Here is a 23,214-nt window from a genome sequence, read left to right as displayed (position 1 = left end):
AGTTCGGTCCCTATCTGTCGTGGGCGTAGGAAATTTGAGAGGAGCTGTCCTTAGTACGAGAGGACCGGGATGGACGTACCGCTGGTGTACCAGTTGTTCCGCCAGGAGCACCGCTGGGTAGCTATGTACGGAAGGGATAAGCGCTGAAAGCATCTAAGCGTGAAGCCCCCCTCAAGATGAGATTTCCCAATTAGTAAGACCCCTTGAAGACGACGAGGTAGATAGGTTGGGGGTGGAAGTGCAGTAATGCATGGAGCTGACCAATACTAATCGGTCGAGGGCTTATCCTAAGATAAGACGCAATGAAGTTTCGGATCCAGTTTTCAAGGTGTAACCTTGGAATTACGCTTGATATTTAATATCATTTTATTGATAATCTGAATATCTTGTAGAATTTCACTAAGCGAGTCCGTTCATATGGAGAGATACCCAAGTGGCTATAAGGGGACCCTCTGCTAAGGGGTTAGACTGCGTAAGTGGTGCGAGGGTTCGAATCCCTCTCTCTCCGCCATTTAGGACAAGCTAGTAAATTATGTTATGGCGGTGTAGCTCAGCTGGCTAGAGCGTACGGTTCATACCCGTGAGGTCGGGGGTTCGATCCCCTCCGCCGCTACCATACATACCCAGGAGGCTTAGCTCAGCTGGGAGAGCATCTGCCTTACAAGCAGAGGGTCGGGGGTTCGATCCCCTCAGCCTCCACCATTGTGCCGGTGTAGCTCAACTGGTAGAGCAACTGACTTGTAATCAGTAGGTTGGGGGTTCAAGTCCTCTCGCCGGCACCATTTTTTTGAAAAATATAGGGAACTGTGGTGTAGAGGCCTAACATGCCTGCCTGTCACGCAGGAGATCGCGGGTTCGAATCCCGTCAGTTCCGCCATTTTTCAGCTTAGTATTTTCGCCGTACTAAAGTGGGAAGGGGTATCCCTCCGCACTTTATTTTTTTGCCAATGGATATGGCTCGGTAGCTCAGTCGGTAGAGCAGAGGACTGAAAATCCTCGTGTCGGCGGTTCGATTCCGTCCCGAGCCACCTTTATATGGAGGATTAGCGAAGTGGCCAAACGCATCAGACTGTAAATCTGCTCCCTTACGGGTTCGGTGGTTCGAATCCATCATCCTCCACCAGTTTTACGAGCCATTAGCTCAGTTGGTAGAGCACCTGACTTTTAATCAGGGTGTCGAAGGTTCGAGTCCTTCATGGCTCATCAGAAGTCATCAACTATAAGTTGATGGCTTTTTTTTGTATTGATATAAGTCATGTTTTTATATAGCTTTTTATTTTAAGGTATCGACAGGTTATAATGAGTTCATTATGTTCGCTTAGTGTTTAATCTATATTCTAAAAAAAGTGAAGTGGTGATCGCGTGACTTTGGATACAGAATGGATTCAGCAACAGCTTCAGAATATAATTCAAGCGCCTTTTACCATAGTGCCTTGGTGCCCAGAAATGATGGCAGAAGGAGAAACAGCCGATTCAGTTATACCGGATAGATCGTTTGTTAGTGAGAATAAATTATATTTTCCGTTTCGTGCATCGGCAGGTGAACTGGCTGCTTTTGCGGTAGAGGACAGATATTTGACGGATCGAGAACGGAAGCTGATAGAAGCGTTACTGGGGAACATGGAACAAGTCTGGCAGAATGGTCCACGCTTGTCGATCAACCCAGCCTATAGCGAGGAAGAGCGGATGAATCGTTTTGGACAATGGCTCATACAGCAGGCTGCCGATCTAAACAGTGAGGAAGAAGTTCCCACTGAATTGGAGCTTCGTGATTCGTTATCAGCGTGTATGGTGCCTTTTTTACTGAATGGCGAGGGAACACAGGATGGGGCTATCACCTATACGCAGCTTCATCGATTGTTAGCGAGCTATTTTGGAGGGAATGTGCTGCTTACTCCATTAGACGAACAATCTTGGCTGATTCTCGCAAAAAAGGAGCTTTTATTAGGGGTCGACGATGAACGGGATAAAGATCCTGAGACTAGAGAGGCAGATTTTGCGGAACCGCTGGAGGAGGTACTTACGGCTTTTAGCTTGGGGTTATATGAGCTTATCGCGAATGAATGGGTCGGTGTATTCCATTTGGCGATTTCCAAGCCTTCAGTCCCTTTGCAAAGTTTCCCCCACGAGCTGAATTTATTATGGGAGACGATCCATCTTGGCAAGCTTTTTCATGTAACAGAGCACATCCACCTTTCATGGGAGCTTCATTTGGAGAGACTGTTAAATCGCATTCCCAAGGAGCAGCGTGTACTATTTTTGGAGCAGGTAATGAAGTCATCTGTCATACTGGAAGACTCAGAAACGATGGCTACATTGGATATCTTTTTTCAACTGGATTGTAATGTGAGTGAGACAGCCAAGCGTCTGTATGTTCACCGTAATACGTTGATTTACCGTTTGGACAAGATTAAACAGGAGACCGGATTGGACGTGCGGACGTTTAATGATGCAGTTTTGGTCAAACTATATCTGCTATTGTACAAAGTGACAAAAAGGAAATAGCATTTTTGTGCAGTTTGCGAATAGCCAGGGTTTAGGTACTAGGGTAAGATACAAGTAGAAAATGTATTCGATTTCAAAACTTGACCTTGGGGAGGCAAAAGCTATGGCTGGCGTACGTTTAGAGCATATTTTCAAGAAATATCCGGGTGCAGAAAAAGCTACGGTTGTTGATGTCAATTTGGACATTCAAGATAAAGAATTTCTCGTATTGGTTGGTCCTTCCGGTTGTGGGAAGTCTACTACACTTCGTATGATTGCTGGTCTGGAGGAAATTTCAGACGGTAAATTATACATTGGTGATCGTGTTGTGAACGATGTGGCTCCAAAAGACCGCGATATCGCGATGGTATTCCAATCCTATGCCTTGTATCCGCATATGAATGTATACCAAAACATGGCTTTTGGTCTGAAGCTCCGCAAGGTTAAAAAGGAAGAAATTGATAAACGCGTACGTGAAGCAGCTAAAATCCTTGATATTGAGCATCTGTTGGATCGCAAGCCGAAAGCGTTATCAGGCGGTCAGCGTCAGCGTGTTGCCTTGGGACGTGCGATTGTGCGTGACCCACAAGTCTTCTTGATGGATGAGCCACTGTCCAACTTGGATGCCAAGTTGCGTGGTCAAATGCGTGCGGAAATCACGAAGTTGGCTAAGCGTCTGGAAACGACCGTTATCTATGTAACACATGACCAGGTTGAAGCCATGACGATGGGTGATCGGATTGTAGTTATGAAGGATGGTATCATTCAACAAGCTGCATCCCCGGATGAACTGTACAACCGTCCAGTGAATCTGTTCGTTGCTGGTTTTATCGGCTCTCCTACAATGAACTTTATCTCAGGTAAGCTGGTTGAAAAAGAAGGTGCATTGCATTTCGCAGCACCAGGTCTGGATCTGTTTGTACCTGAAGGTAAGGGACAGATTTTGAAAGCGAAAGGCTACATTGGCAAAGAAGTGATCTTGGGCATTCGTCCTGAGGATATTCATGAAGAGCCTGTATTCTTGGAGGCTTCTCCGAACACGATCTTTACATCCACTGTGGATGTAACGGAAAATCTCGGTCATGAAATGCTGTTGTACCTGAGCGGTGCTGGAAACGATACGATTATTGCCCGTGTAGACGGACGTTCCAATACTCGTGATGGTGTCAAAGCGAAGTTGGCTGTTGATATGAACAAAGTTCATATTTTTGATAAGGAATCGGAATTGAGCATTCTGGTTGGCGAATAAGATCAGCCTCTGGAAGAGAGTCGCAGTTTTCCCAAGCGGAGAACTGCGACTCTTTTGTATATCATATCCGCTACTAGCTTCGGCATTGCATTCAATGGAAAATTCCGATACGATGGGTGTACAATGGTGCAGGTCTAGATTCAGACAAGGTTCGTTGGCAGGATTTCCAGATTGGGGCCTCCAACTGTCGGGATAGGGATAGCCTGGAATCCTATTGTTAAATCAAGTGAAGTGTGGACTCATTCAGGATAGACTGCGTGGGGTTGTATGGTTAATAGAATAATGCTACATAAATCAAATGGCGTATAGAATCCGGTTTTTGCAGATGAGGAGAGAATACAATGGCTAAACAGGTAAAGGTATCCGAGCTTGTACAGCAATTCCAAATGGAGGTTATTTCCGGTGAAAAGGGTCTGCGCAGACTGATCACTGTGGACGATTTGAATCGCCCAGGCCTGGAGATGGCCGGGTATTTTGAATATCATACACAGGAGCGGGTACAGCTTTTGGGAAGGTCTGAGCTGGCCTTTCTGGGTATGCTGCCTCCTGAGGAGCGACGGGATCGAATGGAGCGTTTGTGTACAGAGCTGACTCCATGTATTATCATCACACGTGGCCTGGAAGTACCGGCCGAGCTAGTGGAGGCAAGTACAGAGCGAGATATTCCTGTACTGCGAACTAATATGGCGACGACGATTTTATCGAGCCGTATCACAGGTTTTCTGGAAAGAAAGCTGGCACCTACGGCAACTATTCATGGCGTATTATGTGACGTGTATGGCGTGGGAATGCTTATTACAGGCAGTAGTGGAATTGGTAAGAGTGAAACAGCACTGGAACTTGTCAAACGTGGGCATCGCTTGGTAGCAGATGATGCGGTAGAAATCCGGCAAACGTCCGATTTTCAGTTGCATGGAACAGCACCTGAACTAATTCGTCACCTGCTTGAAATTCGTGGCGTGGGCATTATTAATGTGATGACACTGTTTGGTGCTGGTGCAGTTCGTAATAATAAGCGGATTACATTGGTTGTCCGTCTGGAGGCATGGCAACAGGACAAGCAGTATGACCGTCTCGGTCTCGATGAAGAAACCACACGCATTATTGATACAGATGTTCCACTCGTTACGATTCCAGTACGTCCGGGCCGAAATCTGGCTGTTATTATCGAGGTAGCGGCGATGAACTATCGGTTGAAACAAATGGGCGTTAATGCAGCTCTGCAATTTACAAACAAGCTGACTGCGACGATTTCTGAAGATATGGAAGAGATGGATTAAGGTTCGTTCGGTTGCAAGGAAGAACAAGGAGTGAGAGAAACATATGTCAACGGCAACATTACTGCTGAATCCGATTGCTTTTTCAATCGGGGCAATCAAGGTCCATTGGTATGGGCTTATTTTGGGGCTGGCGGCACTTGTGGGTTTATATCTCGCCATCCGTGAGGGAAAAAGATTCGGTATTCCGCAGGAATTCTTTATGGATATGCTACTTCTGGGTGTTCCATCGGCCATTATTGGAGCGCGTATTTATTATGTAGCCTTCAAATGGGAAGACTACCGAGATAATCTATGGGATGTCTTTAAAATTTGGAACGGCGGTATCGCGATATATGGTGCTTTGATTGGTGCCATTATATGTGCGGTTATTTATTTCCGCTATAAAGGGTATAACTTCTGGCGTATCGCTGATATTTGTGCGCCGGGTCTATTAATCGGTCAAGCGATTGGACGCTGGGGTAATTTTGTCAATCAAGAGGCTTACGGTGGACCAACGGAGGAGACTTTTTTGCGCAGTCAGCTGCATCTACCGGATTTCATTGTGAATCAGATGAACGTTAACGGGGTGTTTCACCACCCTACGTTCCTGTACGAATCGCTGTGGAGTATTGTAGGCGTGATTTTGCTGCTTGTGATTCGCCGGATGAAATTTGTACGTGCGGGTGAAATGTTTGCATTTTACTTCATTTGGTACTCTATTGGTCGCTTTTTCATCGAGCGGGTGCGGACGGACAGCTTGGCCTTTCAGGGACCGGACTGGCTGGCTTCCTTTGTGAATGCTCTGTGGTCCCCTATGGTATGGCTAGGGTTTGAACCGGGGTACTTGGACCCGAATTACGGTAATGTACGGATCTCACAGTTGCTTGCTATTTTCATCATTGTGGCTGCCGTGATTTTTATCTTGGTTCGTCGTCGGAAGGGCTCGGCCGTTGCGAGATATAGCGACCCGATTGTCTCCAGCAAGACGGGGATTGATCAGGTACCTGATATGACGCCAGAACAAGTATCCCGTCCTGGGCAGGATGCGGTTTCTCCAACAGCCACAGCGGATAAGCTATCTAAGGAAGACACGGATGAGGACAAGAAGGAGCATCTATGATAAATACGATTTTGTTTGATTTAGACGGTACCATTATGGATACGAATGAGTTGATAATCAGCACATTTTTACACATTTTGAACCATCCAGATGCGGATCCGCTAACGCGGGAGCACATTATTCCTCATATGGGGGGAACGCTGGACGATCAACTCCGTACTTTTACGGGATTAACGGATGTATCTGGGCTAGTTAGAGACTACCGTGCTTATAATCAAATTCATCATGATCAAATGGTGAAGCCATTTCCATATGTTATTGAGGTTATTCAGGAGCTACGTGCACGAGGAATTAAGCTGGGGGTTGTGACAACTAAAATACGACCATCCACGATACGTGTACTTAACCTGTTTAATCTGACTTCCTCTATGGATTACATTGTGACGGTAGACGATGTGGAACATCCGAAGCCTCATGCGGAGCCAGTGCTCAAGGCTTTGGCAGGTTTGAATGCTAAAGCGGAACATACGTTGATGGTTGGAGACAGTTCCTTTGATATTTTGTCAGCTCAGGCGGCAGGTGTGAAATCTGCGGGGGTGGCTTGGTCGCTTAAGGGTGAGGAAGCTCTGCGCGGATATGGACCAGACTACATGCTATATGATATGAGGGATTTGCTGAAGTTGGAGCTTCAAGGTGTCAATGTATCGTGAGAAAGGTGAACCGCTATCCTGTAGAAGGTCCCAATGCGTTGTGGCAAATTTATCGGACGGTGAGCCCTTGGAAAGGCATTAAGAACTTCATTTTCATACAGATTGCCCGTTATTGTCCTGTGCTTTCTCTGAAAAATGCTATTTACCGTAGAATGCTGGGGATGAAGGTAGGGGAACATGCGGCCTTTGGTCTGATGGTGATGGTGGACGTTTTTTTTTCCGGAGCATATTACGATCGGGAACAATTCAGTTATTGGATATAACACAACCATACTGGCTCATGAATACCTTATACAGGAGTATCGCATCGGTAAAGTGGTGATCGGGGATCGTGTGCTGATCGGCGCAAACACAACCATTTTGCCGGGTGTTACCATCGGTGACGGGGCTGTGGTAGCGGCCGGAGCGGTTGTGCATAAAGATGTACCGGCAGGTGCTTTTGTAGGCGGTAATCCGTTGCGTGATTTAAGACGCTCTAATGTGGATGCGTAGTAAGATAGTACATTATGAAAGACCCCTTATAATTAAGGGGTCTTTCTTGTGCTGTTTTTCTGTATAATAAGTGGGGTAATGCATGTTGATTATGTTTAAAAAAAGCTTTTGGAAAATTAATAAGGCCCTTCCGACTTCCAACTTGGAAGCGAAAGGACCAAGTCCTTGTTTTTTTTTAAATGCTGATTTAACTTTGTTTTTACGTTGTTATAAAAATAAATTGATTAACCTTCCACTCGTGTTCACGAATGGGTTATTATTTATACACATTTCCGGTGTATCTGGCAGCAATTACACCATTGGCGTTTTCATAGCTAACCAAAACTAAAGTTCCATTCCAGCCATCTTGGGAATATGAAATAGATTTAGGAACTCCATCGCCGACATTATAATAATTAATTACAGTGACTTGTTTGACGGCAGCAGTAATGTCGATATCATGTGACTTTGGTGCGTTAGTAGGAGCGTCTGCGAAAACAGCGGCAGTAGAGAAAGAGGCAGTTAAAGCAAGGGATAGTGCGGCCAAGCTCAATGTTCTTTTAATTCTCAAAGTGGTCATCTCCTAATAAAGTATTTAACTACTCTTTCATTATAGATATTGTAAAACAATAAAACAACAATAATTGTAAAAGATATATTATTAATGTTAGAAAATAATATCCCTTACAAGTGCAACATAGTATATGAGTTAAAATATCTGATTTTTAAAATCTAAAAAGTTTTGGGTTGGACGCTTTGAAGCTTCCATGCGGGGTAAAGGTGAACAGTGTGAATAGCTAAATATTTTGACTTGGACTGTTGGCTTAGGGCTGACAGTCTTTTTTTTTTAGGATTCATGCATTTTGTACTGGATAAAATATGGAGAGGGGCAGTGACTTGTCTAATCTGTAAAAATGGGCTGCTACGTTTGGTTGACGTTCATAAGTAGGGCATGATAATATATCGAATATACTTTAGTTTGTTAGCACTTTACCATGATAAAGATATTGTGAAATCATGAGGTGATAGAGATGTCTAAGCCAAAAGGATTTGAGATTCCTGTAGGGGTTCGAGATTATCTTCCACGTGCAGTGTCGAAGCTGCGGGCCATTGAACTGAATGTACTCGCATGTATGGAGCGTTGGGGTTACCGTCAGATTATGACGCCTACGATGGAATACTACGATACAGTGGGAGTGGCTAGTTCTACTTCTGATCGGAAGCTGTTTAAATTGCTCAACAACCGGGGGACTACGTTGGTACTTCGTTCTGATATGACTGCTCCGATTGCACGGGTGGTGTCTTCGTTGCTAAAGGAAGAAGAAGTACCGCTTCGCCTGTCCTATCACGCCAATGTATTTCGAGCGATTGAGGAAGAGGCAGGAAGAGAGGCGGAGTTTTTTCAAACAGGCGTGGAGCTGGTAGGGGATGATTCACCTGAGGCTGATGCAGAGGTTGTAGCATTGGCCATTGCATCATTGCAGGCAGCGGGTGTTAACTCTTTTAAAATTGCCATGGGACATGTGGGATTCCTGAACGGGTTATTTGAAGAGATCATTCCAGGTCGCCAGGCTGAACAGCAAGCACTAAAAGAACTGTTGCTCAGTCGTGATGTAGTGGGCTACCGAACGGCGATTGAAGCTTTAGGTTTGGCCCCCGCGCATCGGGATAAGCTGGAGGCCATTCTTCGGCTTCGTGGTGGGAAGGAAATTTGCGAGCAGGCTACTGGCCTTAGTGTGGAGCAGCAGACGATTCAATCCATTGCTCATTTGTGCGAGGTGTGGGAAGTGCTGGAGGCATACGGCGTATCTGAGCATGTGTTAATTGACCTTACCATGATCGGTGATTTTTCATATTATACAGGAATGACTTTTGAGGGCTATGCAGCGGAAATCGGGTTTCCGGTATGCAACGGAGGTCGTTATGACAATCTGCTTCAGCAGTTTGGGCGATCGGTACCGGCAACGGGATTCGCATTGAAGACGAACCGAATCGTTGATGGTGTGGATGGTATTTCAATTGAGACGAAGCGTCCGATATTTATCCGTTATGACGAGCAGGAACGACAAGAGGCGCTATCCGCCGCAGCACAGCTACGTGCAGAGGGTTTTACTGTGGTGACAGGACTCACGGGGGGACCGGAGGATCGACGTCGTGAGCAGCAGGATCTGTACGCAGAGGTATACAGCTATACAGCTGAAGGAAGACGGCCCGTACAAAGGGGGGAATTGTCATGACGGAAACATTGAAGGTAGCCATGCCGAAAGGACGGATTTACAAACAGGCTTCCAAGTTGTTCCGCCAGGCAGGGGTTCCAATTCCACTGGATGTGGACGAAACCCGCAAGTTGGTTATCCCATTGCCTGAGCTGGGAATGGAATTTATTATGGCGAAGCCCGTCGATGTTCCTACGTATGTGGAGTATGGTGCAGCTGACATCGGCATTGTCGGTAAGGATGTTTTGCTGGAAGAAAACAAGGATGTATATGAGCTGCTGGATCTGGGGATTGCCCGTTGCCGGATGTCGGTAATTGCTTTACCTGATTGGCAACCAGGTATTCGTCAACGGGTCGCTACCAAATATCCAAATGTGGCTTCCCAGTATTTTCGGGAGCAAGGTCAGCAGGTGGAGGTCATTAAGCTGAACGGCTCCATCGAGCTGGCGCCGTTAATTGGTCTGGCAGATCGCATTGTAGATATGGTGGAGACGGGACAGACCTTGCGGGAGAACGGATTGGTTGAGCAGATTAGCATACTGGATATTACCAGTCGTTTGATTGCCAACCGGGTCAGTTACCGGATGAAAAATGGTCCGATTCAGGCATTGTGTGATCGATTGCATCAGGTGATCCCAACTGAAGTAGTACCGAAGGATTAAAGGAACGGAGCAACGGTTCAGGACATTCTGCAAGCAAGCAGCAGGTAGGGGGAATGAGCAAATGAAGATCGTAGCAGCCCGTGATTTCAGCCTCCAACGAGAGGTGGATTACGGAACACCGGAGCAAAACGAGGCTGTGCGTACGATTATTCAATCGGTACGCCAAGAGGGGGATGAGGCTGTCCTGCGGTATACGAAAGGGTTTGATGGTGTATCGCTGACAGCGGAGCAGCTTCGTGTGACAGATGAAGAATTGAAGTCGGCTTATGACAAGGTAGAGCCTTCATTTATACAGGCAATTCGAGAAGCGGCAGATCATATTCGCGCTTTTCACCTCAAGCAAAAGCGTAACTCATGGATGGATTTACAGCCGGACGGTAGCTTACTCGGTCAAATCATCCGGCCGTTGAAACGTGTAGGCGTGTATGTTCCAGGCGGTAAAGCCGCCTATCCATCCTCGGTGTTGATGAATGTCATTCCCGCTCAGGTGGCTGGAGTACCGGAGATCGTTATGGTGACACCCCCAGCGACAGGCGGCAAGGCAGGGATCGACCCCTATACACTGGTAGCTGCGGCAGAGGCTGGTGTAACGGAAATATTCAGGGTTGGCGGAGCGCAGGCCATTGCCTCTCTTGCATACGGGACACATAGTATTGAACCGGTCGATAAAATTTGCGGTCCCGGCAACATTTATGTAGCGCTGGCGAAGCGTGAGGTATACGGTGCAGTGGATATCGACAGTATTGCGGGACCGAGTGAAATTGTCGTATTGGCTGACAACACAGCGAATCCCTCTTATGTAGCGGCTGATCTACTTTCACAGGCTGAACATGACGAAATGGCCTCAGCCATTCTGGTTACGCCTTCGCAACGCTTGGCCGAAGAAGTATCAGCCGAGGTAGAGCGCCAATTGGCGGAGTTGCCGCGCAGAGATATTGCTGCTGCATCGGTAGAGGCATACGGAGCCATCATTGTCGTTGACAATTTGGAAGAGGGCATCCGTATTGTCAATCGGCTTGCGCCCGAGCATTTGGAGATCATGACAGAGCAGCCGATGGAACATATGGGGATGATCGAAAATGCAGGAGCTATTTTTCTGGGAGCGTACAGCTCGGAGCCGGTAGGCGATTATTTTGCCGGACCTAACCACATCATCCCGACGAATGGAACGGCGCGTTTTTCCTCGCCAGTGGACATTGATGATTTTATCAAGAAGTCGAGTATGATCTATTACAGCAAGGAAGCACTGCTGCGCAATGGAGAGACCATTATGCAGCTTGCCCGGCATGAAGGGCTGGAAGGCCACGCACGGGCGATACAAGTTCGATTGGACAATGAGAAGAAGGCGGTGGATGGCGATGGGGAACGAAAATAACGAAGCAGGGCGTACAGGCAGTGTCAGCCGGAAAACGAATGAAACAGACATTCAGCTGTCATTTGCAGTAGACGGGACAGGGCAGGCAGAGATTGAAACGGATGTTCCTTTTTTAAATCACATGCTAGATTTGTTCACCAAGCACGGACAATTTGATCTTAATGTACAGGCCAGAGGGGATGTGGATATCGACGACCACCATACCGTCGAGGACATTGGGATCTGTCTGGGGCAAACCTTGCTGGAAGCATTGGGTGATAAAAAAGGCATAAGGCGCTATGCCAGCGTCTTTGTACCGATGGATGAGGCGCTCGCGCAGGTTGTTATTGATCTGAGTAATCGACCTCATTTTGAGTATCGTGCAGAGTACCCGTCTCAGCAGGTAGGCAGCTTCTCGACAGAGCTGGTGCATGAATTTCTATGGAAATTTGCGTTGGAGGCTCGCATGACGTTGCACGTCATTGTTCACTACGGGCAAAATACCCACCATATGATTGAGGCGGTGTTCAAAGCGCTGGGGCGTGCTTTGGATGAGGCGACCTCCATTGATCCGCGGGTGACAGGAGTGCCTTCAACGAAGGGAGTGCTGTAGTCCATGTCCATTGCCATTGTGGATTACGGCAGAGGGAATCTGCATAGTGTGAGCAAGGCGGTTGAGCGCCTTGGCTTTGAGGCTGTAGTGACAGGAGATGCTCAAGTGATTCGTGCCTCCAGCGGTGTGATTTTGCCGGGTGTAGGGGCCTTCGGGGATGCGATGGAGCATCTGCGTTCCAGCGGATTGGATCGGGTTATTCAGGAGGTTGCAAGTGCTGGACAACCGCTGCTCGGTGTTTGTTTGGGAATGCAGCTATTGTTCACTCGTGGTGAAGAATACGGCAGTCATGAAGGACTTAATATTTTACCAGGCGAGGTCGTTCGGTTTGCTCCTGATCTGGGCGTTAAAGTGCCGCATATGGGCTGGAATCGTCTGCGTATGACTCAGCCGGAGCACCCGCTGTTGCAGGGCTTGGAGGAAGGGCATGTGTATTTTGTGCATTCCTATCATGCGAAGCCGGAGGTCGAAAGTGATCTGCTGGCGGTGACCGACTACGGTGGGCCCGTAACGGCTATCGTGGGCAGAGGCCATGTGTATGGCATGCAGTTCCATCCAGAGAAAAGCGGAGAAATGGGGATGCGCCTGCTTCGTCAGTTTTTGGAACTAGCGGAAGCGAAAAAGCGAGCGTAGCGATTCGTGAGTCTGCATTTGGTGGTACGCCAACTTTGGTCGCTGATTGATGTAAAGGCATATAGATGTTGAATAGCTCACAAGGGGGTCTTAACTTTGTTCACGATATACCCGGCGATTGATATTCGCGATGGCAAATGTGTACGACTGGTACAAGGTGATTATAACCAGGAGACGATATACAACGAAAATCCGGTGGAAGTAGCACGAGAATGGGAGCGCTTGGGTGGCTCCTACATTCATTTGGTTGATTTGGACGGTGCCAAAGCAGGTCAACCAGTGAACGATGCGCTCATTGGGCAGATCGCTTCTGCGGTGCAAGTACCTGTACAAGTGGGCGGCGGCTTACGTACGCGCGAGCATGTGGAACGGCTGTTGTCGCTGGGCGTGAGCCGGGTGATTTTGGGCACGGCAGCTATTGAGGATCGTGCTTTTACGGAAGCGGTATTGGGTACCTACGGTGATCGTATCGCCATCGGTCTGGATGCGCGGAATGGCTATGTGGCTACACGTGGGTGGCTCGAAACCTCGGAGGTCCGAGCAGATGAATTGGCTGCTGAGCTAGCCTCCAAGGGAGCTGAAACATTTATTTTCACAGACATTTCCCGCGACGGAATGATGCAAGGCCCGAATGTGGAGGCGATCGCAGCGCTTGCCAAAAGCAGTGGGCGAACCGTGATTGCATCCGGCGGTGTCAGCAAGATGGATGATCTAATCACACTGAGCACCTATGCGAAGGAAGGCGTAGGCGGAGCTATTGTGGGTAAAGCATTGTATACAGGGAGCATTGATTTACAGGTTGCCGTACAAGCTGTAGCAAAGGCATAGGGGGAGTAGGCATGCTGGCTAAACGTATTATTCCCTGCCTGGATGTAAAGGATGGCAGGGTGGTTAAGGGCGTTAATTTTGTGAACTTACGCGATGCAGGTGATCCGGTGGAGCTGGCTGCGCTGTATGACCGGGAAGGGGCGGACGAAATCGTGTTTCTGGATATATCCGCTTCGGTTGAAGGTCGCGCCACGATGGAAGAAGTAGTTCGCCAGACAGCCGGGGAAATTGCCATTCCTTTCACCGTAGGTGGCGGGATATCTCATGTCGATGATATGAAACGCATTTTGCGGGCTGGTGCTGATAAAATAGGCGTAAATACGGCAGCTGTCCGCAACCCGCAGCTGATTGCGGAAGGTGCGCGCAGCTTTGGTTCACAATGTATCGTTGTTGCCATCGATGCCAAGTACAATGATGCGTGGGGCGAATGGGAAGTATACACGCACGGAGGCCGCACGCCATCGGGTATTCGAGCCTTGGCCTGGGCTAAGGAAGCAGAGCAACTGGGAGCCGGTGAGATTCTGCTGACCAGCATGAATGCAGATGGAACCAAGGATGGTTTTGACCTGCCGCTGACTTCCGCTGTTTCGGATACCGTAGGGATTCCGGTGATTGCTTCCGGCGGTGCAGGCAAACAGGAACATTTCTATGACGTTTTTACGTCAGGTAAAGCAGATGCTGGATTAGCAGCAACGATTTTTCACTATAAAGAAATCGGAATCCCTGAGCTGAAACGGGATTTGAAGCGCAGAGGAGTGGAGATACGATGAGCAGTGAATTGAACCAACAGCTAACTCTGGAGCAGATATTGGATAATGTCCGCTGGAATGAGGCGGGGCTTGTCTCGGCGATTGTGCAAGATGATGCTACGCTTCAGGTGTTGACGCTGGCCTATATGAACCGCGAGTCGCTGAAATTGTCTTTGGAGTCAGGAGAGACCTGGTTCTGGTCACGTTCCAGACAGGAGCTATGGCACAAAGGCGCAACTTCTGGGAATACGCAAAAGATCTCTTCCATCCAGCTGGATTGTGACGGCGATGCTCTATTGGTGCGTGTCATTCCGAGCGGTCCGGCCTGTCATACAGGCGCAACGAGTTGCTTTTCTCGTGATATTTCCGTGCCAGGAACAGCTGTAGCACCTGTGGCAGGAAATGCAGGCGCTCAAGTTTTGGAAGCTCGTACCAATGCTATTTCCAATGCTTCAGAAGGCCGCTTTGAGGTGCTCGCCCAATTGGAGGCAATTATTAAGGAGCGCGAGGAGACACGTCCTGAAGGAGCCTATACGACCTATCTTTTTGATAAAGGCGTAGACAAAATCCTGAAGAAGGTTGGCGAAGAAGCCTCCGAGACGATTATTGCAGCTAAAAACAAAGATAATGAGGAGCTGCGCCTGGAGGTCAGCGACCTGATTTATCACCTGCTGGTGCTGTTGCAGGAGCGCAAGCTTCCACTCGATGACGTGCTGGCTGAGCTGAATCGCCGTCATGAACGCCCTCGTCGTGATTAGGAAGAGTATTGTAGGGTTTGAAAGGGGGAGGGCTACATGAAAATTGACTATCATACGCATCATTCCCGCTGCGGGCATGCGATAGGAAGTCTGGAGGAGTACGTACAGCGGGGAATTCGACTGGGGCTGGATCAGCTCGGTTTGTCCGATCATATGCCGCTGCTGCATGTAGAACCGGCCAACTATTATCCAGAAATGGCGATGCCTATGGATGAGCTGCCCCGATACGTGGAAGAATGCTTGGATCTGAAGGAGCGCTATAAAGGGCAAATTGATATTCGTGTTGGCTTGGAAGGCGACTATATCGAGGGCTGGGAACGCGAAATTGAAGATATCATCCATGCATACCCATGGGATTATGTGATTGGCTCCGTCCACTTTCTCGGTGAGTGGGATGTCACCGACTTCCGTCAGGTACACCATTGGGAAGGCAAAAATGTGCTGGAGGTATACCGCACATATTATGATGCGGTTTCCAAGGCGGCCGCTACGGGTTTATATGACATCATGGGTCATTTGGATGTCATTAAACGTTTCGGCCATCATCCGAAGCCGGAGGAAAAGGAGGAGCTACGTGAATTGGAGCGCTCCGCACTCTCAGCCGTAGCCCGCAGTGGTCGGGCAATGGAACTGAATGCATCAGGGCTTTCCAAACCCTGTGCCGAAATGTTTCCGAGCCGACGCATGCTAGAGGAAGCTTTCACGCTAGGTATCCCGTTGACCATCGGCTCGGATGCCCATGATCCGGCAAAGCTGGCTGAGCACTTGGAGAAGGCGCGAGCGCTTTTATATGAAGTTGGCTATCGCGAGCTAGCTGTATTTCAGCACCGTGAACGTTCACGGGTTCCGTTAGCACTATAATACTTATTTATTGGGTCTTAATGTTATATCTAGTTGCTAGCCGAACGCGCCTTTCATACAGGGGAAATGCGCTCGGCTATTTTGCGTATTTTTGCATAGGTATCTATTGGGGTACGAGTACGGAACCGTTTTTTGGAATGAGGTAGGATCGACTGTCAAGTCGTTTTGAAGTTGTGGTATACTGAAGGGTATGAACATGCCAGTTACTTTTAAAGGAGGTGCCTTGGTTATTTATGAAAGGGAAACATCTGCGAGTTTCGGAACCTAGCCCTAAGATTATTGCTTTGCGTTTCGACGCATCTTTCTTTTTTGAGAAAGCTGTGCGCTCGCTTGATCGCAATCATTATGACAAGGCATTGAAATATTTTCGCAAAGCCGTTGAATATGAACCGGATAATCCGGTGAATCATTGCAATATGGCGGGTATATTATCAGAGATGGGGGATTATGCAGGCTCGAATGAGATCCTGTCCTCTGTTCTGAGTGACGTAGACTCGTCGATGACAGAATGTTATTTCTATATGGCGAATAATTACGCTAATATGGAGCAGTTTGAAGAAGCGGAAAAAGCATTGGTCACGTACCTGGAGGAGGACGAAGAAGGCCAGTTTCTTGATGAAGCCGAGGAAATGATGGAGCTGCTCTATTATGAGCTGGACCGTCCAACGAAGCTGAACCGCATTAAGGCCCGGCAGGGAGTGGTCGAGCATGATCAGGCCCGTGTTCTGCTGGAGGAAGGAAAATTTGCTCAGGCAGCCCAACTGCTCAAGCAAATTTCGGAGGAGCAACCGGACATGTTCGCTGCGCGGAATAATCTGGCGCTAGCGTATTACTACATGGGATTGTTCCAAAATGCTAAGGCTACCATTATTCAAGTGTTGGAGGATGAGCCGGGTAATTTACACGCATTGTGCAACTTGGCGATTTTTTATCAGCACGAAGGCGGCGGCCCAGAATTGGATCGTCTGGTTCAAACCTTGGCGGTCACTATACCGTTTCAGGAGGAACAGGTGTTCAAGCTGGCGACCACTATGGGGATTCTCGGGCGCCATGAGGAGGCCTACAGGCATTTCCGCAGGTTGCTTCATAGCAATGGAGAGAACAATGCGGACGCTTCTTTGTACCATTACACAGCGGTGGCTGCCAGCAATACGGGAAGATATGCGGAAGCTCGGCGGTTATGGAGTCATTTGCAAAAGCAGGATGCTTCCTCGGAGGTTCCAAGGTTTTTCCTATCCAGATTGGAAGAGCTTCAGCAGGAAGGTACACCGCTGCAAGTGCTCAGCTATCACTATCATCTCCCGTTTGAGGAGCAATTCCGCATGTGGGAGAAGTTTGGCGCTGAGCAGGTGCCTGACAGTATGAAGAAGGACCCGCTAATCCGATCATCTTTCTTCTGGGCCTTGCGCCACGGAGACCGAGCGACTCAGCTACAGGTTATTCAGGCGTTAAGCTTGATCGGTGACGATGAAGTGCGTCAGGCACTGGAGTCCTTCGTAGAAGATCCTGATCAGGAGAGTGAACTCAAACGCCGTGCTTTGCAAGTATTGCAAGAGCTGGCAGAGCAGGATGTGCAGCATACACACACGGAAACAGAACATCCTGAGCGGTTAGAGGCTGAGCAAGATCCGCATACAACTGAAGGTGACATTTCTGCTTCACCAGTTGATCCACAATGGCAGGCCGTGCTGGACAAGGTACTAACCGTCATGAGCAAATCATCCGATCCGGCCATGCAGCATGATTTGAGATCACTTTGGCAGGAGTATTTGGATCGGCTTGCTCCAGAGGTCCCGATGGTTCAGCATACTGAGGGATGGGCAGCTGCACTAGAATATTTGACAGCCAAAATGCATCATCATTCCGTCACCTATCAGGAAGTAGCTGACCGCTATGGTATTTCCGTATCGACCGTAAGCCGCTACGCACGTCAAATTGACAGCGTGTGTGGTATCAAACAGAAGCTAAAGCAGCCGCTCTCCACGTTTAAAAAGCAGGTCTAACATCTGCTCCAAACATCACTTAAAGGAGGCAACAAACGTATGTATAAATCCATAATTATTGGTACAGGTCCTGCAGGCTACACAGCCGCTATTTATTTGGCACGCGCCAACATGAATCCGCTGATCATTGAAGGAATGCAGCCCGGTGGGCAGCTTACCACAACGACTGAAATTGAAAATTTCCCGGGTTTTGAGCAAGGTATTCTCGGACCTGAGCTGATGGATAACATGCGCAAGCAGGCCGAACGTTTTGGCGCTGAGTTTACTTCCGGTTGGGTAGAGGAAGTCGATTTCAGCAAGCGCCCTTTTAAAGTGAAGGTAGAGGGTAAAGGCATCATTGAGGCGGAGTCGGTTATTATTGCTACAGGCGCGTCCGCCAAATATCTCGGCATTCCGGGTGAGCAGGACAATGTAGGTCGCGGAGTTAGCACATGCGCAACTTGCGACGGCTTCTTTTTCCGTGGGAAAAAGATTATCGTGGTCGGCGGTGGCGATTCAGCCATGGAGGAAGCGAGCTTCTTGACCCGTTTCGCTTCCAGCGTAACCTTGGTCCATCGTCGTGACGAATTGCGGGCATCTAAAATTATGCAAGACCGCGCACGTGAAAATGAAAAAGTACATTGGGCATTAAATCGTACTCCTCTGGAAGTTGTAACAGGGGAAACTGGCTTAAAGGGCTTGAAAGTACACAATAATGAGACCAACCAGGATGAGCTGATTGAGGCAGATGGCGTGTTTGTGGCGATTGGCCATACACCGAACACAGGCTTCCTGAACGGACAAATTCATACCGATGAACACGGCTATATTGAAGTGAAGCCAGGCACGACGGAAACGAACATCCCGGGTGTTTTTGCCTGTGGGGACGTGCAGGATAACCGTTATCGACAAGCCATTACGGCTGCGGGAACGGGCTGTATGGCGGCTATGGATTGCGAGAAGTATCTTGAAGGCAGCGCTATCCACGACTGGAGCGAAACACTGGATCAATAAAGAGTGTCTATAATACACAAAGTGGCTCATGTGAGGGGCTAAGACCCCTCTGTTAAGCCCCGTTGTTTGTTCAGGAAGAGAAAGCCTGGTGCATTTGCACAGGCTTTCTCCTTTTTATGATTATTGAATTTATAAATTTTCAGCGGAGCTAAACAATTCTATAATCGCAAGAAAAATTCGGTTAAGCGTGGTCTGGCTTCCTTGAAAGTACGTCAATAGACGTTTTTCTTACGGAGGCATGAGTTTAAAAGTTCAGCTAATCGTACATTTTTCAACAGGTAAGTGTCCTTGACCGTAACGGGGGCTTCAATTATAGTTGGAACGTAGGATTACTCCTACGAGGCAGGAATTTTAAGCATATATTTTATACCAGATTTTTAAGTAAATATAAAGGTGGCTTGGAACATGTCTGAAAGTATCTATGTAGGTGTCGATTTGGGCGGTACCGCGATTAAAGTCGGCATTTGTAATGAAGACGGACAGCTTTTGCACACATATGAGGGACCAACCGAAACCGATAAAGGTGTAGACGTTGTCATCGGTAATATCGAAAAATATGTGCGGCATATTGTTGAGCAATCTCCTTATGAGTGGGATCAACTAAAAGGTGTCGGTGCAGGTGTTGCAGGTTTTACGAATGTTCGTGATGGTATTATTGTCCTCGCTCCTAATATTGGCTTTCGTGACGTACCGATCCGTGCGCTCCTAGAGAACCGGATTGGCAAGCCTGTAAAAATAGACAACGATGCGAATGTTGCTGCGCTGGGTGAGGCTTGGGCTGGCGCAGGCAAAGGCATAGAAAACTGTGTATGCTATACCCTGGGAACAGGTGTAGGTGGCGGTATTATTATAAATGGTAGAATATACCAAGGTTCTTCGGGCATGGCTGGGGAAATTGGCCATATCAGCGTCGTACCTGATCTGGAGGCTATTCAGTGTGGATGCGGCAAAATGGGTTGCTTGGAAACTGTATCTTCCGCAACAGGCATCATTCGTATGGCCAAGGATGCTGTGGAACGTGGCGACCGGACCTCTCTGGCGCTGGAAGAACACATTGCTGCCAAGGAAGTATTCGATGCTGCTAAAGCCGGGGATGAAGTCGCGTTGCGTATCGTGAACCGGGCTGCCTTTTATTTGGGGAAATCGATGGCAGCGGTTGCCGCTGTGCTTAATCCAGAGTTGTTTATTATAGGCGGCGGTGTTTCTAAAGCAGGCGACTTTTTGTTTGAAGAGATGCGTCGCGTATACGCCAAGCTGGCACCTGAGCCGCTTCAAAAAGGGGTATATATCGTACCAGCGGTTTTAGGCAATGACGCGGGTATCGTAGGGGCTGCTGGGTTGCTGCTGCGCTCTTAATCCGGGGTTGACGATAGGGGTACTGACATAGAGCAAAGAAGCAAAAGGAGAGGGAAGTCCATATGACAGATAATTTAAAAAATGCTGCACCGTGGGCAACGCTCATTATTATTACAGGGATGTCAGGCGCAGGGAAGACCATTGCGGTGCAAAGCCTTGAAGACTTGGGCTTCTTCTGCGTTGATAATCTGCCCCCTGTGCTGATTCCCAAATTTGCCGAGTTGATTGAGCAGTCTAACGGTAAAATTGGCAAGGTGGCTCTCGTCATTGACTTGCGCGGACGAGAATTTTTCACCGCCTTGTCAGAATCGCTAAATTATATTAAAGATCATTTTACGATTCATTGTGAAATTTTATTCTTGAATGCGAATGACGGTGTTCTTGTACAGCGGTACAAGGAAAGCCGTCGACGGCATCCGCTTGCTCCAGATGGTATGCCTTTGGACGGGATTCGATTGGAGCGTAAGATGTTGGAAGAACTCAAAAGCTCCGCTACACAGGTTATTGATACCAGTACGATGAAGCCCGCAACCTTAAAGGCGAGGATTATTTCGAGATTTTCCCATCTGGAGAGCAGTATGCTGTCCGTGAACATTACATCTTTTGGCTTCAAGTATGGTATTCCCATTGATGCCGATCTTGTATTCGATGTGCGCTTCCTGCCTAATCCCCACTATGTGGACCAACTACGTCCACACACGGGACAGGATAGCGATGTATATGATTATGTTATGAAGTGGCCGGAGACCCAGGCGTTTCTAACCAAGTTGTTGGATATGTTGCACTTTTTGATTCCGCAGTATCGCAAAGAAGGTAAAAGCCAGGTCATTATCGGTATTGGCTGTACTGGAGGTAAGCATCGTTCAGTTGCAATATCGGAGTATTTAGGAAAAATGCTGGGTGCCAGCGAGACAGAATCCGTTTCTGTTTCGCATCGGGATGCTGATCGGGACCGGCATTAATGAGGTGAAATCATGAAAGAGACCGGATCACAACGGGAGCGCCCACGTATTGTTGTTATGGGCGGCGGAACCGGCTTGTCCGTCATGCTGCGGGGCTTGAAGCAAAAGCCGCTGGATATTACGGCTATTGTTACAGTCGCTGACGATGGCGGAAGCTCCGGGATATTGCGCAGTGAGCTGCAGATGCCCCCTCCAGGGGATATCCGCAATGTGCTGACTGCCTTGGCTGACGTGGAACCAGTAATGTCAGATATGCTAAAATACCGTTTCGGTGCTGGATCAGGATTGTCAGGCCATAGTCTGGGGAATTTGATCTTAGCAGCGATGACTGATATATCGGGGGATTTTGTAACGGCGGTGCGTGAGCTTAGCCGTGTATTTGCTGTCCGGGGGCGTGTACTGCCAGCGGCTGAAGAAGGCGTTGTGCTCAGCGCCGAGATGGAGGATGGCACGGTGATCACCGGGGAGTCCAAAATCCCGGAAGCGGGCGGACGCATCAAACGTGTTTTTCTTGAACCGACTCACGTGGAGCCGTTGCCTGAGGCTGTGGAAGCCATTAATGAAGCCGATGCGATTCTGATTGGTCCCGGCAGTCTATATACCAGCATTTTACCGAATCTGCTTGTGCCAAAGCTTGCTGAGGCTGTGGTGAAATCGGATGCGATCAAAATATTTGTCTGCAACGTGATGACCCAGCCAGGGGAAACCGACGGCTATACAGTGGGAGATCACCTGCAAGCGATCTATGAGCATGTTGGGCATCACCTCTTTGACTATGTCATTGTGAATAACGGGCAAATTCCACCCCAAGTACAGGAGATGTATGCCGAGCAGGGAGCTAAGCCTGTTCAGGTAGACATGGGCGAGCTGGCTGATCGAGGATATAAAGTAGTTGCAGATACGTTAGTTCTGTTCCGTACGTATTTACGGCATGATGCCGACAAACTGAGCCAGCATATTTATCAATTGGTACAAAACTGGATGTTAAGAAGGAGGTGAGTCCCTTGTCCTTTGCGGCACAAACGAAAAAAGAGCTTACGATGATTGAAAGCCAGCCCTGCTGTGAAAAAGCGGAACTGTCTGCGCTCATACGTATGCTCGGATCCGTACAACTGTCGAATAAAAGGGTGATATTGGACGTGTCCACAGAAAATGCCGCGATTGCAAGGCGGATTTACTCCTTGATCAAAAAGCATTTTCAACTTCACATCGAACTGCTTGTACGGAAAAAAATGCGCTTGAAAAAAAATAATGTGTATATTGTCCGTATCCCCAATGGTGTACAAGAGCTGCTAAAGGAGCTTTATATTGTCTCAGAAGGTTTCTTGTTCACTGACGGGATTAATCGTGATATCATTCGGAAAAACTGTTGTAAGCGGGCTTATCTGCGGGGTGCCTTTATGGCAGGTGGCTCTGTGAATAATCCAGAGGGGTCGTCTTACCACCTTGAGATTTCTTCGATGTATGAGGAGCATTGTCAGGCGTTAGTTGATCTCGCTAATGAGTTTCATCTCAACGCCCGCTGTATTGAGCGAAAAAAAGGCTTTATCCTTTACATCAAGGAAGGCGAGAAGATCATTGAGCTGCTCAGTATCATTGGGGCGCACCAAGCCTTGTTCAAGTTTGAGGATGTACGCATTATGCGCGATATGCGCAATTCCGTAAACCGTATTGTTAATTGCGAAACAGCGAATTTGAACAAGACGATCGGAGCCGCTGTCCGGCAAATTGAGAATATCAAGCTGCTGGAGAGGGAAGTTGGTTTGGAGACCTTGCCGGATAAGCTGCGTGAAGTGGCAGAAATTCGACTCGCTCATCCCGATTTAAATTTGAAAGAAGTCGGGGAAATGCTCAAAGGGGTCGTGAGTAAATCGGGTGTAAATCATCGACTTCGCAAAATTGATGAGATGGCTGACAAAATCAGGGGGGAAAACGGCCTGATTCCGTAAAAAAGGATCTGTGGGGCTTTTAGCCCCGGTTTTTTTAGTTTTTT

The 23,214-nt window shown here is 48.1% G+C and carries 21 protein-coding genes, 8 tRNA genes, 1 rRNA gene and 1 pseudogene; 30 read left to right on the top strand and 1 reads right to left on the bottom strand.

The window, feature by feature from the left end:
- From C400_RS0118675 to C400_RS0118605, 15 genes and pseudogenes are all read left to right on the top strand, one after another.
- A 23S ribosomal RNA gene (locus tag C400_RS0118675) occupies positions 1-290 on the top strand; the annotation flags it as partial.
- Positions 291-419: 129 nt separating this feature from the next.
- Positions 420-511: transfer RNA gene (locus C400_RS0118670), tRNA-Ser, on the top strand.
- Positions 512-539: 28 nt separating this feature from the next.
- A tRNA-Met gene (locus tag C400_RS0118665) sits at positions 540-616 on the top strand.
- Positions 617-626: 10 nt separating this feature from the next.
- Positions 627-702, top strand: a tRNA-Val gene (locus C400_RS0118660).
- A gap of 4 nt (positions 703-706) precedes the next feature.
- Positions 707-782 (top strand) — tRNA-Thr (locus C400_RS0118655).
- Between the two features lie 18 nt (positions 783-800).
- A tRNA-Asp gene (locus C400_RS0118650) sits at positions 801-877 on the top strand.
- 78 nt (positions 878-955) lie between these two features.
- A tRNA-Phe gene (locus C400_RS0118645) sits at positions 956-1,028 on the top strand.
- A gap of 9 nt (positions 1,029-1,037) precedes the next feature.
- Positions 1,038-1,123, top strand: a tRNA-Tyr gene (locus C400_RS0118640).
- 7 nt (positions 1,124-1,130) lie between these two features.
- Positions 1,131-1,203, top strand: a tRNA-Lys gene (locus C400_RS0118635).
- A gap of 159 nt (positions 1,204-1,362) precedes the next feature.
- Entirely contained in the window at positions 1,363-2,505 is a 1,143-nt protein-coding gene (locus tag C400_RS0118630) for a PucR family transcriptional regulator (RefSeq protein WP_017427887.1), read from the top strand.
- Between the two features lie 103 nt (positions 2,506-2,608).
- Positions 2,609-3,733 carry an ABC transporter ATP-binding protein gene (locus tag C400_RS0118625; protein ID WP_013368790.1) on the top strand — a complete coding sequence of 375 codons (1,125 nt, stop codon included), beginning with the start codon at positions 2,609-2,611 and terminating at the stop codon, positions 3,731-3,733.
- A gap of 341 nt (positions 3,734-4,074) precedes the next feature.
- Positions 4,075-5,013: an HPr(Ser) kinase/phosphatase gene (gene hprK / locus C400_RS0118620; protein WP_016820103.1), complete on the top strand. Its 939-nt coding sequence runs from the start codon at positions 4,075-4,077 to the stop codon at positions 5,011-5,013.
- Between the two features lie 43 nt (positions 5,014-5,056).
- The gene (gene lgt / locus C400_RS0118615; protein ID WP_017427886.1) at positions 5,057-6,112 is read left to right on the top strand and encodes a prolipoprotein diacylglyceryl transferase; all 1,056 of its coding nucleotides are present in this window, start codon (positions 5,057-5,059) and stop codon (positions 6,110-6,112) included.
- The gene (gene ppaX, locus C400_RS0118610) at positions 6,109-6,762 is read left to right on the top strand and encodes a pyrophosphatase PpaX (RefSeq protein ID WP_017427885.1); all 654 of its coding nucleotides are present in this window, start codon (positions 6,109-6,111) and stop codon (positions 6,760-6,762) included. Before lgt ends, ppaX begins: the two co-directional genes overlap by 4 nt.
- A pseudogene (locus tag C400_RS0118605) lies at positions 6,759-7,254 on the top strand (acyltransferase). Before ppaX ends, C400_RS0118605 begins: the two are co-directional and overlap by 4 nt.
- A gap of 256 nt (positions 7,255-7,510) precedes the next feature.
- Here the strand turns inward: C400_RS0118605 and C400_RS0118600 are convergent.
- The gene (locus C400_RS0118600; RefSeq protein WP_017427884.1) at positions 7,511-7,804 is read right to left on the bottom strand and encodes a hypothetical protein; all 294 of its coding nucleotides are present in this window, start codon (positions 7,802-7,804) and stop codon (positions 7,511-7,513) included.
- Positions 7,805-8,264: 460 nt separating this feature from the next.
- Here C400_RS0118600 and C400_RS0118595 point away from each other — a divergent pair, with 460 nt between their 5' ends.
- The 15 genes from C400_RS0118595 (at position 8,265) to whiA (ending at position 23,170) form a co-directional block, all read left to right on the top strand.
- Positions 8,265-9,470, top strand: coding sequence for an ATP phosphoribosyltransferase regulatory subunit (locus C400_RS0118595; RefSeq protein ID WP_017427883.1), 1,206 nt, complete (start codon positions 8,265-8,267; stop codon positions 9,468-9,470).
- The gene (gene hisG, locus C400_RS0118590; protein WP_016820114.1) at positions 9,467-10,111 is read left to right on the top strand and encodes an ATP phosphoribosyltransferase; all 645 of its coding nucleotides are present in this window, start codon (positions 9,467-9,469) and stop codon (positions 10,109-10,111) included. The genes C400_RS0118595 and hisG overlap by 4 nt, the downstream gene beginning before the upstream one ends.
- A 61-nt stretch (positions 10,112-10,172) precedes the next feature.
- Positions 10,173-11,486: a histidinol dehydrogenase gene (gene hisD, locus C400_RS0118585; RefSeq protein ID WP_016820115.1), complete on the top strand. Its 1,314-nt coding sequence runs from the start codon at positions 10,173-10,175 to the stop codon at positions 11,484-11,486.
- Entirely contained in the window at positions 11,470-12,078 is a 609-nt protein-coding gene (gene hisB / locus C400_RS0118580) for an imidazoleglycerol-phosphate dehydratase HisB (protein WP_026065472.1), read from the top strand. The genes hisD and hisB overlap by 17 nt, the downstream gene beginning before the upstream one ends.
- Positions 12,079-12,081: 3 nt before the next feature.
- A complete protein-coding gene (gene hisH, locus C400_RS0118575; RefSeq protein WP_016820117.1) occupies positions 12,082-12,711 on the top strand; it encodes an imidazole glycerol phosphate synthase subunit HisH in 630 nt (209 codons plus the stop codon).
- 96 nt (positions 12,712-12,807) lie between these two features.
- A complete protein-coding gene (gene hisA, locus C400_RS0118570) occupies positions 12,808-13,539 on the top strand; it encodes a 1-(5-phosphoribosyl)-5-[(5-phosphoribosylamino)methylideneamino]imidazole-4-carboxamide isomerase (RefSeq protein ID WP_017427881.1) in 732 nt (243 codons plus the stop codon).
- An 11-nt stretch (positions 13,540-13,550) separates the two neighbouring features.
- Complete coding sequence (hisF, locus tag C400_RS0118565) at positions 13,551-14,309, top strand: imidazole glycerol phosphate synthase subunit HisF (protein ID WP_017427880.1); 759 nt, start codon at positions 13,551-13,553, stop codon at positions 14,307-14,309.
- Positions 14,306-15,046, top strand: coding sequence for a bifunctional phosphoribosyl-AMP cyclohydrolase/phosphoribosyl-ATP diphosphatase HisIE (gene hisIE, locus C400_RS0118560; RefSeq protein ID WP_017427879.1), 741 nt, complete (start codon positions 14,306-14,308; stop codon positions 15,044-15,046). Before hisF ends, hisIE begins: the two co-directional genes overlap by 4 nt.
- Positions 15,047-15,082: 36 nt before the next feature.
- On the top strand, positions 15,083-15,907 hold the full coding sequence (gene hisJ, locus C400_RS0118555; RefSeq protein WP_017427878.1) for a histidinol-phosphatase HisJ: 825 nt from the start codon (positions 15,083-15,085) through the stop codon (positions 15,905-15,907).
- 233 nt (positions 15,908-16,140) lie between these two features.
- Entirely contained in the window at positions 16,141-17,910 is a 1,770-nt protein-coding gene (locus C400_RS0118550) for a tetratricopeptide repeat protein (protein WP_017427877.1), read from the top strand.
- Positions 17,911-17,949: 39 nt separating this feature from the next.
- The gene (trxB, locus tag C400_RS0118545; protein ID WP_017427876.1) at positions 17,950-18,903 is read left to right on the top strand and encodes a thioredoxin-disulfide reductase; all 954 of its coding nucleotides are present in this window, start codon (positions 17,950-17,952) and stop codon (positions 18,901-18,903) included.
- 405 nt (positions 18,904-19,308) lie between these two features.
- Positions 19,309-20,259, top strand: coding sequence for an ROK family glucokinase (locus tag C400_RS0118540; protein WP_017427875.1), 951 nt, complete (start codon positions 19,309-19,311; stop codon positions 20,257-20,259).
- Positions 20,260-20,321: 62 nt separating this feature from the next.
- Positions 20,322-21,221 (top strand): RNase adapter RapZ, encoded by a 900-nt coding sequence (gene rapZ, locus C400_RS0118535; protein WP_013368808.1) that lies wholly within the window; start codon positions 20,322-20,324, stop codon positions 21,219-21,221.
- Between the two features lie 12 nt (positions 21,222-21,233).
- Positions 21,234-22,220: a gluconeogenesis factor YvcK family protein gene (locus C400_RS0118530; RefSeq protein WP_017427874.1), complete on the top strand. Its 987-nt coding sequence runs from the start codon at positions 21,234-21,236 to the stop codon at positions 22,218-22,220.
- A 5-nt stretch (positions 22,221-22,225) separates the two neighbouring features.
- The gene (gene whiA, locus C400_RS0118525) at positions 22,226-23,170 is read left to right on the top strand and encodes a DNA-binding protein WhiA (protein WP_013368810.1); all 945 of its coding nucleotides are present in this window, start codon (positions 22,226-22,228) and stop codon (positions 23,168-23,170) included.
- Positions 23,171-23,214: the final 44 nt, after the last annotated feature.

The organism is Paenibacillus sp. ICGEB2008 (genome assembly GCF_000307675.1).
GTDB lineage: Bacteria > Bacillota > Bacilli > Paenibacillales > Paenibacillaceae > Paenibacillus > Paenibacillus polymyxa.
Note: the sequence above shows the minus strand (reverse complement) of the source record. Positions and strands in the feature narration are given on the sequence as shown.